Raw genomic sequence first — 10,597 nt, 5'->3', positions numbered from 1 at the left:
GATGGCCCGCCAGCAGCGCGAGGCGCGCCGTGTCGGGCGCCGTCTCCACCGCGGCGCGCATCGCGCCGTACAGCGCGTCGACGGTGGCGAAAGGGCGCGCGGCGGCCGCCCGCTGCGCCACCCAGGGCGCGTGCTCGAACACCGCGCCGAGGGCGGCGACGAAGTCGGCCTCCGCCATCGCGTTCAGGTCGGCCAGGGGAATCGTCATCGGGCCTCGCGCGTCGGGTCTCGCGGCCGAGGGTAGCAGGCAACGGGCCAAGCGGCGCGTCCGTCGGGCGCGTCGGCCGCGCGATCGCCCGCCCCTGCGGGGCCTGCGCTGGCACATGCCTTGCGCGAGGATCTGTCCTCGGCAGCCGGACCGATCCGGCGGCCTGCTGGAGCGTTCGCCGATGTCGAACACGGCCCACCCGGATGTCCTGCCCGAGAGCGGTCCGGTGCCGCTCGGGCCCGCCACCGCGCCGGTCGCCCGGGTCGGCGCCCTCGCGCTCGGGCTCCTCGGCCTCCAGCACGTGCTGGTGATGTATGCCGGCGCCGTCGCGGTGCCGCTGATCGTCGGGCGCGCCCTGAAGCTGGCGCCGGAGCAGGTGGCGATGCTGGTGAGCGCCGACCTGTTCGCCGGCGGCCTCGCCACCCTGGTGCAGAGCTGGGGCCTGCCCGGCATCGGCATCCGCATGCCGGTGATGATGGGCGTGACCTTCGCCGCCGTCACGCCGATGATCGCCATGGGCGCGAGCCCGGAGATCGGGCTCACCGGCATCTACGGCGCGGTGATCGCTGCCGGGCTGTTCGCGTTCCTGGTGGCGCCGCTCGTCGGGCGGCTGCTGCCGCTATTCCCGCCGGTGGTCACCGGCACGATCATTCTCGTCATCGGCATCTCGCTGATGCGCGTCGGCGTGAACTGGGCGGCCGGCGGGGTCGGCAACCCGAGCTACGGCGCGCCGGTCTTCCTCGGGATCGCCGCCTTCGTGCTCTGCGTGATCCTGGCGATCACCCGCTACGGCACCGGCTTCGTCGCCTCCGCCTCGGTGCTGATCGGGATCGTCGTCGGCACGCTCGTGGCCGGCGTCTTCGGGCTGGTCGACCTCTCGCACGTGGCCGCCGCCGGGTGGTTCGACGTGGTGCGCCCCTTCGCCTTCGGGCTGCCGACCTTCGACCCGGTCTCGGTGGTCACGCTGTGCATCGTGATGATCGTGGTGATGATCGAGTCGACCGGCATGTTCCTGGCGCTCGCCGAGATCTGCGCCGACCCGGTCGACGAGCGGCGCCTGACCAAGGGCCTGCGCGGCGACGGGCTCGGCACGATCATCGGCGGCGTGTTCAACACGTTTCCCTACACCTCGTTCTCGCAGAACATCGGCCTCGTCGGCGTCACCGGCGTGCGCACCCGCTACGTCGCCGTGGTCGGCGGCGTGATCATGCTCGGGCTCGGGTTGATCCCGAAGCTCGCCGCCCTGGTCGAGGCGGTGCCGCAATGCGTGCTCGGCGGCGCCGGCCTCGTGATGTTCGGCATGGTCGGCGCCACCGGGGCGCGCATCCTCGGGGCGGTCGACTTCGCCCGCAACCGCAACAACCTGTTCATCGTCGCGGTCTCGGTCGGCTTCGGGATGATCCCGCTCGTCGCGCCGAACTTCTTCAAGCAGATGCCGCACGCGCTGCATCCGCTGCTCGAATCGGGCATCCTGCTCTGCGCGATCGCCGCGGTGGTCCTCAACCTGTTCTTCAACGGCCTCGGCAGCACGGCCGACGCCCGCGACGCGGCCCTGCGCCAGGCCGCGGCCTCCGAGCACTGACGTCCGTCGCCGGATCGCGCCCGTCCGCGCGATCCGGCGAAGATGCTCCGACGAACCTCCAGCCGAACCGGAGACCTCCATGCCGCTCATCGCCTCGACCTACGGCAAGGGCCGTGTCCGGGTCATGCGGTTGACCCGCGAGGGCGACCACCACACCCCGCGCGAGCTCACCCTCACCGTGCTGATGAAGGGCGCCTTCGACGCCGCCTGGACCGCGGGCGACAACCGCGCCTGCGTCGCCACCGACAGCGTCAAGAACATCGTCAACGTCACCGCGGCCAAGAACCTGTCCCTCGACAAGGAAGCCTTCGTCGAGGCGGTCGCGGCGGTGTTCCTCGACACCTATCCCCAGATCGAGGAGGTCACGATCGAGGGGCTGGAGACGCGCTGGCTCCGCTACGCCGTCGCGGGCGAGCCGCACGGCCACACCTTCACGCTGGACGCCAACGGCACCGGCTTCGTCCGGCTCGTCGCGAGCCGGGGCGCGCGCGCGCTGCAATCGGGCCTGCGCAACTTCACCTTCATGAAGACCACGCAATCGGGCTGGTCCGACTTCGTCGACGACGGCTACCGCACCCTGCCCGACACCACCGACCGTATCGCCGCCACCGCCATGGACGCGACCTGGACTTGGACGCGGCCGCCGGCCGATTACGGCGCCGCCAACGCCGACATCCTCACCCACCTGCTCACCGTGTTCGGCACCACCTACAGCCTTGGCGTGCAGGACAGCATGTACCGGATGGGCGAGACGGTGCTGGCCGCGATCCCCGAGGTCGGCGAGATCGGGTTCGCCATGCCGAACAAGCACTACATCCCGATCAACCTGGCGCCGTTCGGGCTTGCGAACGCCAACACCGTGTTCCTGCCGATCGACGAGCCGCACGGGCAGATCGTGGCGACCATCGGCCGGGGCTAGCCCGGCACCCGCAGCGACGGGCCGGGTGCCGAACCGCACGCTCCGCGAAAGAAGCGTGCCACATGCCGAATAACAGGGCAGCGGCGACCGATTGCTCTGATAAGTATTTGATTAAATGGGCCTTTTAATCTTAGAGTTCGGCCGAGCCGGCCCGTTCGATCCGCCCGCGGCGGGTATTCCCTGGAAATCAGGCTAAAACTTCAGCATTCACGGCCCTTTCCAAAGGCAGGTCTGGTGAAAATCTAGGTCCGAGAGCGTCGGCGACCACGGGGTCGCCGACCGATCGAACCTCGGATGCCTCCCATGACCGCACGCCTGATCCTCGCCGCCTCCCTCGGGCTCGCCCTGTCCACCACCGCCTTCGCCCAGAGCTACAACGCGCCCGCCGGCATCCCGCCCGCGCTCGCGCCCGGCGGCCTCGAAGGCCGCGCCGCCATCCCGAACGCCCTCGACGCCGCGGGCCGCACCCCGCGTGGCGACGCGCGGAGCGTCTACGGGGTCGACGACGGCCTCGTCACCGGTTCGCTGCGCGACGGGCGCGACGCGCGGGCCTATCGCAGCCGCTGAGGCCGGTCCGAACGCCGCCACGAGCTTTGCCGAAAAGATTCGCAGTGGCAGGACTGATTTTAGGCGCCTGATCCAAGTCGATCAGGCGTCGCGCTGAGCCGCGACGACGCCGACGATGCCGAAAATCTCGGCTTCGCCGGTGTTGCGGCCAAGCCTAGACTTCGCCCCGCATTCGGGACGGAGCAGACGGCCTTGGCAGATCATTCGCTTTCGCGCAGGCACCTCCTCGGGGGCGCCGCCGCGCTCGCGCTGACGCCCCTCTCGCGGGCGCGCGCCGCCGGCACGCTCACCGCCGGCTTCATCTATGTCGGGCCGAAGGACGATTACGGCTACAACCAGGCCCACGCCCTCGCCGCGAAGGCCCTGAAGGGCATGCCCGGCCTGGAGGTCACGGAGGAGGAGCGCGTCCCCGAGACCAACGCGGTCGAGAAGACCATGGAGAGCATGATCAACCTCGACGGGGCGACGCTGCTGCTCCCGACCTCGTTCGGCTACTACAGCCCCTACATGGTCGCCGAGGCCAAGAAGAACCCCAAGATCCAGTTCCGGCACTGCGGCGGCCTGTGGACCGACAAGGACCCGAAGAACGCCGGCTCCTATTTCGGCTACATCGCGCAGGGGCAGTACCTCAACGGCATCGCCGCCGGGCACGCCACCAAGTCGAAGAAGCTCGGCTTCGTCGCCGCCAAGCCGATCCCGCAGGTCCTCAACAACATCAACGCCTTCCTGCTCGGCGCTCAGAGCGTCGACCCGTCGATCACCTGCCAGGTGATCTTCACCGGCGAGTGGTCGCTCGCGGTCAAGGAGGCCGAGGCGACCAACGCGCTGATCGACGGCGGCGCCGACGTCGTCACCTGCCACGTCGACAGCCCGAAGGTGACGGTGGAGACCGCCGCCCGCCGGGGCGCCTTCGTCTGCGGCTACCACGTCGACCAGTCGCCGCTGGCGCCGCAGAAGTACCTCACCGGGGCGGAGTGGAACTGGCTGCCGATCTACAAGGGCTTCGTCGAGGCGATGCAGGCCGGCAAGGTGCCGGAGAACTTCGTCCGCGGCGGCCTCGCCGACGGCTACGTCAAGATGAGCCCCTACGGCCCGGGCGTCAGCGACGCGGCGCGCAAGAACGCGGACGCGGTCAAGGCCGAGATGATGAAGGGCGGCTACCAGATCATCAAGGGACCGCTCAAGGACAATGCCGGCAAGGAGATCCTCGCCGCCGGAAAGGGCTACCCCGAGAAGGCGGCCGAGCTGGAAAGCACGAACTACCTGGTCGCGGGCGTGAAGGGCTCGGTCTGAGGCACGGTTCGACGCTCTCCCTCCCCCGCAGAGGGGGAGGGAAGGGGCGGCGAAGGCTTGCACCGGCCCGGTTGCGGGGCTGGCACGCTTCCTGCCGCACGCGTCGCAGGATGGTGGAACCGGTTCGGAGGTGCGGGATGGTCGCGGACGCCGCTGTGGCACCGGTCGAGACGGCGGATCCGCCGGCGCGCGGCCTTCAGGCCCGGGCCTGGCTGGCGCGGCGCTCGGAGGCGTTCCTGATCCCGGTCGGCGCGGCGCTCGCGGGCTTCGTCCTGTTCGGGCTGTTCCTGGCGGCTTTGGGCAAGTCGCCGCTCCAGTTCGTCGACATCGTCTACCGCGGCGGCTTCGGCTCGTCCTTCGCGCTCGGCAACAGCCTGCAGCGCGCCGCGCCCCTGCTGTTCGCCGCGCTCTGCGTCGCGTTGCCCGCCCGCCTCGGCCTCGTGGTGATCGGCGGGGAGGGGGCGATCGTGCTGGGCGGCCTCAGCGCCGCCGCCGCGGCCCAGCCGCTGGCAGCCCTTCCGCCCGGTCTCGCGATCCCCTTGATGGCGCTCGCCGCGGCGCTGGTCGGCGCGGTCTGGATCGGCGCCGTCGGGTTTCTGCAGGCCTATCGCGGCGTCAACGCCACGATCTCGAGCCTGCTGCTGTCCTACATCGCCATCGCGCTCTCCAACCACCTGATCGAGGGCTGGCTGCGCGATCCGGCGAGCCTCAACAAGCCCTCGACGCTGCCCGTCGGCGACGCCTTCATGCTTGCGCCGATGCCGGGGATCGGGGTGCATTGGGGCCTCGGCGTCGGCGTCCTGTCCTGCCTCGTCGCCTACGTGCTGATGGACCGCACGACGCTGGGCTTCGCCGCGCGGATCGCCGGCGGCAACGTGCGCGCGGCGCAGATCCAGGGCTTGCCGGTCGGGCGGCTGATCGTCGGCTTCACCGCCCTCGGCGGCGCCTTCGCGGCGCTCGCCGGGTTCTTCGAGGTGGTCGCGGTTCAGGGCACCGCCAACGGCACGCTGGCCGCCGGCTACGGCTACACCGGCATCCTCGTCGCCTTCCTCGCCCGCCAGAACCCGATCGCGATCATGCCGGTCGCGTTCCTGCTCGGCGGGATCGAGGCGTCGAGCGGGCTGATCCAGCGCCGGATGCAGCTGCCCGACGCCACCGTGCTGGTGCTGGAGGGGCTGCTGTTCCTCATGGTGCTCGCCAGCGAGACGCTCTACGGGCGCCTGCACCTGTTCAGCCCGCACCTGTGGGCCACCAAGCGCGCCGCCGCCGCGCTGCCGGCGGGAGCGCCCGCATGAGCTCCCGCATGAGCGCGGCGGAGGGCGGGCGATGAGCGGCGATCTCGGGCTCTGGAGCGTCCTGATCGCGGTGGTCGGCGGCGCGATCCGCGTCTCGACGCCGTTCCTGTTCGTCAGCCTCGGCGAGACCATCACCGAGCGCTCGGGGCGGATCAACCTCGGCCTCGAGGGCACCCTCGTGTTCGGTGCGATGTCGGCCTACGCCACCGCGGTGCTCACCGGCTCGCCCTGGGCCGGCGTCGCGGTGGCGGGGCTCGCCGGCGGCGCCTTCGGGCTGCTGCACGGGTTCGTCTGCCGCCTGCCGCGGGTCAACGACGTGGCGGTCGGCATCGCCCTGATGCTGTTCGGCACCGGGCTGGCCTTCTTCTTCGGCAAGGCCTTCATCCAGCCCTCGGCGCCGCCGCTTCCGGCGATCCCGTTCGGGTTCTGGTCGGACGTGCCGCAGATCCAGGCGGCGCTGCGCGTCAACGTGCTGTTCCTCGTCGGCGCCGCGCTCGCGGTGTTCCTGTGGTGGGCGTTCCGCAACACCAAGGCCGGGCTGATCGTGCGCGTCGTCGGCGACAGCGCCGACGCGGCGCGTGCCATGGGCTACGACGTCGACCGCGTGAGGCTCTTCGCGACCGCCGCCGGCGGCGTGCTCGCCGGGATCGGCGGCGCCTACCTGTCGCTGTACTATCCGGGCTCGTGGAACGAGGGGATCTCCTCGGGCCAGGGGCTGATGGCGGTGGCGCTGGTGATCTTCGCCCGCTGGAACCCGCTCGCGTGCTTCGCCGCCGCCCTGCTGTTCGGCGGCGCCGGGGCGCTCGGGCCGGCGCTGCAATCGGTCGGCGTCACGCAGGGCTACTACCTGTACTACGCCGCACCCTACGTCCTCACCCTGGCCCTGCTGATCGCCACCTCGTCGCCCGACCGGGCGCTGGCCGGCGCGCCGGGCGAGCTCTCCCTCTCGAAATAAGGTTTCGCATGAACGGTCTCGGTGGGCTGAACAAATCCCCGAACGGCGTCGTCGTCGGCCTCGTGCAGCTGAAGCTGCCGAAGGTCGAGACGCCGGCCGACCTGGGCGCGCAGGCCGATCGGATCGTCGCGATGGTCGCCAAGGCGCGGGCCAACATGGCGAGCATGGATCTCGTGGTGTTTCCCGAATACGCGCTCCACGGCCTGTCGATGGACACCCGGCCGGAGCTGATGTGCCGGATGGACGGGCCGGAGGTCGCCGCCTTCCGCAAGGCCTGCGTCGACAACCGGATCTGGGGCTGCTTCTCCATCATGGAGCTCAACCCGCACGGCGCGCCCTACAACACCGGCCTGATCATCGACGATGCCGGCGACGTGAAGCTGTACTATCGCAAGATGCACCCCTGGGTGCCGGTGGAGCCGTGGGAGCCCGGCGACCTCGGCATCCCGGTGATCGACGGGCCGAAGGGCGCCAAGCTCGCCCTGATCATCTGCCACGACGGGATGTTCCCGGAGATGGCGCGCGAATGCGCCTACAAGGGCGCCGAGATCATGATCCGCACGGCCGGCTACACCGCGCCGATCCGCGAATCCTGGCGCTTCACCAACCAGTCGAACGCCTTCTGCAACCTGATGGTCACCGCCAACGTCTGCCTGTGCGGCTCGGACGGCACCTTCGACTCGATGGGCGAGGGCATGGTCTGCAACTTCGACGGGGCGATCCTCGCCCACGGCACCACCGGCCGCGTCGACGAGATCATCACCGCCGAGGTCCGGCCCGACCTCGTGCGCGAGGCGCGGATCCACTGGGGCGTCGAGAACAACATCTACCAGCTCGGCCACCGCGGCTACACGGCGGTGAAGGGCGGCGCGCAGGACTGCCCCTACACCTACATGCACGACCTCGCCGCCGGCCGGTACAGGCTGCCGTGGGAGGATCAGGTGAAGGTCGTGGACGGCACGTCCTGCGGCTTCGTCGCGCCGACCCGCTCCTACGGCGCCGGCCAGGCGCCGGCCGCGCGCGAGGCGGCGGAGTGAGGGCCTCAGCCCTTCCTCAACGCCGCCAGCATCTCGCGGCGCAGGATCGCGTTGATGCGGGTCTGGTTGCCGCGCCCGGGCGCCCGCAGCCAGCCCAGCACGTCGGCATCGATCCGCACCGTCGTCGAGGTCTTGACCGGGCGGTAGAACGGGTTGCGCACGACGTTCTGCCAGAACGCCTCCGTCAGGGTCGGGATGTCGCTGTGGTCGATCTCCGCCTCCGGCTTCGCCGCAAGGGCCTCCCGCTCCGCCGTCTGCGCCTCGCTCAGCGTCGGCGGATTGGCGAGGTCGATCTCGTAGCTAACCAGCTTCGTGTTCATAGCGTCGCCTTTCCGAACGATCGGCCTTGCGGGCGGAGATGATGCGGATGACCTCGATCTCCCCGCCGGCCTCGGTCGTCTCGCGGATCGTATCAGCTAGGAAATCCGTCGGCGATTTGGCCGCCAGGCGTTCTCCCTCCCCCCTCTGCGGGGGAGGGTACCCTGCGGAGCAGGGGGGGAGAGGGGAGCGCCGTATCCGGAGAGGTCGCTCCCCTCTCCCGACCCTCGCTGACGCGAAGCCCACCCTCCCCCGCAGAGGGGGGAGGGAAGAGCGCGTGCGGCGAAGGGCAATACTCGTCCCGCGCTCGTTCGCGGCATTCCGAATCGAGCGCACGTCACGACGATCTCCGTCAGCGGACATTCGTTCGTCAAGCCGACAGGGCGAGGCCGCATGAGCACGACGTCCTCGCCCGCGGGCACCGTCGCCGCCGAGCCCTACCCGTGGCCCTACGACGGCGACCTGCGGCCGGGGAACACCGCGCTCGTCATCATCGACATGCAGATCGATTTCTGCGGCGACGGCGGCTACGTCGACGCGATGGGCTACGACCTGTCGTTGACCCGCGCGCCGATCGCGCCGATCGCCCGCCTGCTCGCCGCGATGCGCGGGGCCGGCTACACGATCATCCACACCCGCGAGGGCCACCGGCCCGACCTCTCCGACCTGCCGGAGAACAAGCGTTGGCGCTCGCGCCGGATCGGCGCCGGCATCGGCGACCCCGGGCCCTGCGGCAAGATCCTGGTCCGCGGCGAGCCCGGCTGGGAGATCATCCCGGAGCTCGCCCCGCTCCCCGGCGAGGTGGTGATCGACAAGCCCGGCAAGGGCTCGTTCTGCGCCACCGACCTCGAGCTGATCCTGCGCACCCGCGGCATCCGCAACCTCGTGCTCACCGGCATCACCACCGACGTCTGCGTCTCCACCACCATGCGGGAGGCCAACGACCGCGGCTTCGAATGCGTGGTGCTGGGCGACGCCTGCGGCGCCACCGATCCGGAGAACCACGCGGCGGCGCTTCGCATGGTGACGATGCAGGGCGGGGTGTTCGGCGCGGTCTCCGACACCGACGCCGTCATCGCCGCGCTCGACGCCGCATGAGCACCCGCCGCGCCGTCGTCCACCGCATCGCCACCGCCGCCCCGGACGACGTCTCCGGCCTGGAACGCGCGATCGCGGAGGGCCGGGTCGTGCCGGGCGCGATCGTCGCGATCTTCGGCAAGACCGAGGGCAACGGCCTGGTCAACGACTGGACCCGGGGGCTCGCCGCCCGCGCCCTGCGCGACCTGCTGCGTCGGCACGCCGGCCCGGAGGCCGCCGAGCGGGTCTGCCTCGTCATGTCGGGCGGGACCGAGGGCGGCCTGTCCCCGCACGTCACCGTGTTCGAGGTGCGCGAGGCCGACGAGGCCGCCGTGCCCGGCGCGCTCGCCATCGGCCACGCCCACACCGCCGACCTCCGACCCGAGCAGGTCGGGCGCCTGGCCCAGGTCGCGTCGGTGGCCGACGGCGTGCGCGCGGCGATGCGCGCGGCCGGGATCGTCGATCCGGACGAGGTGCACTTCGTCCAGGTGAAGTGCCCGCTCCTCACCTCGGAGCGGATCGCCGAGGCGCGCGGCCGCGACGCGGACTGCGCCACCGCCGACACGCTGAAATCCATGGGCCTGTCGCGCGCGGCCGCCTCCCTCGGCATCGCCGCGGCGCTCGGCGAGGTCGGCGCGCTGGAGGAGGCCGCGATCGGCCGGGACTTTTCGCTCGCCTCGTCGCGCGCCTCGGCGGCGAGGCGGGCGACGCGATAGACGTGTTCCTGCTCGGCGCGGCGCAGGCCGAGGCGGGCGCGGACGCACCCTCGCTCGCCGGCTTCCTGGCGCGCTACTGCGCCGGCGGCCGGGGCGAGGCCGGCCACACGGTCAAGCGCGACATGGAATCCGGCCGCGACGAGGTCCGGGTGATGACCGTGCACGGCGCCAAGGGCCTGGAGGCCCCGGTGGTGGTGATGATCGACGGCTGCGAGGCGCCGGGCGGCAACGACCCGCCGCTGCTGGCGATGCCGGGCGACGTCCCGCCGGTCTGGTCGAGCGCGAAGCCCTACGATTCCGAGGCGATCGGCGCGGCGCGCGAGAGCCTGCACGCGCGGGCGCGGGAGGAGCACAACCGCCTGCTCTACGTGGCGATGACGCGGGCCGCCGACCGGCTCGTGGTCGCGCCGTTCCGCGGCCAGACGCTGGTGGGCCCGACCGCCTGGTGCGAGATGATCCGCACCGGGATGGTGCAGGCCTTCGGCGAGGGCGAGGCGGTGGAGACCGCCTACGGGCCGGCCATCCTGTGGCGGGACGGATCCGGGCCGGAGACCGGGACCGCGCCGGCCGAGGCGGCGCCCGAGCCCGGCGCTCTGCCGTCCTGGCTGCGCGAGCCGGTCGCGGCCGAGG

At 71.4% G+C, this 10,597-nt stretch carries 11 protein-coding genes and 1 pseudogene; 10 read left to right on the top strand and 2 right to left on the bottom strand.

What is annotated here, in order from left to right; genetic code table 11:
• Positions 1-208: 2-oxo-4-hydroxy-4-carboxy-5-ureidoimidazoline decarboxylase (locus tag FV230_RS17810; protein ID WP_281408303.1), on the bottom strand; the 208-nt coding region annotated here is incomplete at its 3' end.
• 181 nt (positions 209-389) lie between these two features.
• Between FV230_RS17810 and FV230_RS17805 the strand changes: the two genes are divergently transcribed.
• The 7 genes from FV230_RS17805 to FV230_RS17775 all read left to right on the top strand — a co-directional run bounded on the left by FV230_RS17805 (position 390) and on the right by FV230_RS17775 (position 7,856).
• A complete protein-coding gene (locus tag FV230_RS17805; RefSeq protein ID WP_147843349.1) occupies positions 390-1,790 on the top strand; it encodes a nucleobase:cation symporter-2 family protein in 1,401 nt (466 codons plus the stop codon).
• Between the two features lie 79 nt (positions 1,791-1,869).
• Entirely contained in the window at positions 1,870-2,709 is an 840-nt protein-coding gene (pucL, locus tag FV230_RS17800; RefSeq protein WP_147843348.1) for a factor-independent urate hydroxylase, read from the top strand.
• 303 nt (positions 2,710-3,012) lie between these two features.
• Positions 3,013-3,276, top strand: a complete 264-nt coding sequence (locus FV230_RS17795; protein ID WP_147728710.1) for a hypothetical protein — start codon at positions 3,013-3,015, stop codon at positions 3,274-3,276.
• Positions 3,277-3,468: 192 nt separating this feature from the next.
• Positions 3,469-4,569 carry a BMP family ABC transporter substrate-binding protein gene (locus FV230_RS17790; protein ID WP_147843347.1) on the top strand — a complete coding sequence of 367 codons (1,101 nt, stop codon included), beginning with the start codon at positions 3,469-3,471 and terminating at the stop codon, positions 4,567-4,569.
• A 137-nt stretch (positions 4,570-4,706) separates the two neighbouring features.
• Positions 4,707-5,864 carry an ABC transporter permease gene (locus FV230_RS17785; protein ID WP_147843346.1) on the top strand — a complete coding sequence of 386 codons (1,158 nt, stop codon included), beginning with the start codon at positions 4,707-4,709 and terminating at the stop codon, positions 5,862-5,864.
• 31 nt (positions 5,865-5,895) lie between these two features.
• Positions 5,896-6,819 carry an ABC transporter permease gene (locus tag FV230_RS17780; RefSeq protein ID WP_147728579.1) on the top strand — a complete coding sequence of 308 codons (924 nt, stop codon included), beginning with the start codon at positions 5,896-5,898 and terminating at the stop codon, positions 6,817-6,819.
• 8 nt (positions 6,820-6,827) lie between these two features.
• On the top strand, positions 6,828-7,856 hold the full coding sequence (locus tag FV230_RS17775) for a formamidase (protein ID WP_147728578.1): 1,029 nt from the start codon (positions 6,828-6,830) through the stop codon (positions 7,854-7,856).
• A 5-nt stretch (positions 7,857-7,861) separates the two neighbouring features.
• On the opposite strand, the gene FV230_RS17770 is transcribed toward FV230_RS17775, so the two are convergent.
• Positions 7,862-8,176: a BrnA antitoxin family protein gene (locus tag FV230_RS17770; protein WP_147843345.1), complete on the bottom strand. Its 315-nt coding sequence runs from the start codon at positions 8,174-8,176 to the stop codon at positions 7,862-7,864.
• A 391-nt stretch (positions 8,177-8,567) separates the two neighbouring features.
• On the opposite strand from FV230_RS17770, the gene FV230_RS17760 reads away from it, so the two are divergent.
• From FV230_RS17760 to FV230_RS17750, 3 genes and pseudogenes are all read left to right on the top strand, one after another.
• Positions 8,568-9,272, top strand: coding sequence for an isochorismatase family cysteine hydrolase (locus FV230_RS17760; RefSeq protein ID WP_147843344.1), 705 nt, complete (start codon positions 8,568-8,570; stop codon positions 9,270-9,272).
• The gene (locus FV230_RS17755; RefSeq protein WP_147843343.1) at positions 9,269-9,967 is read left to right on the top strand and encodes a ring-opening amidohydrolase; all 699 of its coding nucleotides are present in this window, start codon (positions 9,269-9,271) and stop codon (positions 9,965-9,967) included. Before FV230_RS17760 ends, FV230_RS17755 begins: the two co-directional genes overlap by 4 nt.
• Positions 9,922-10,597: pseudogene (locus FV230_RS17750) on the top strand (3'-5' exonuclease); the annotation flags it as partial. The gene FV230_RS17755 and the pseudogene FV230_RS17750, both read left to right, overlap by 46 nt.

Origin of the sequence: Methylobacterium sp. WL6 (genome assembly GCF_008040095.1) — a bacterium.
Lineage (GTDB): Bacteria > Pseudomonadota > Alphaproteobacteria > Rhizobiales > Beijerinckiaceae > Methylobacterium.
This window is presented reverse-complemented; position numbering and strand designations above follow the sequence as displayed.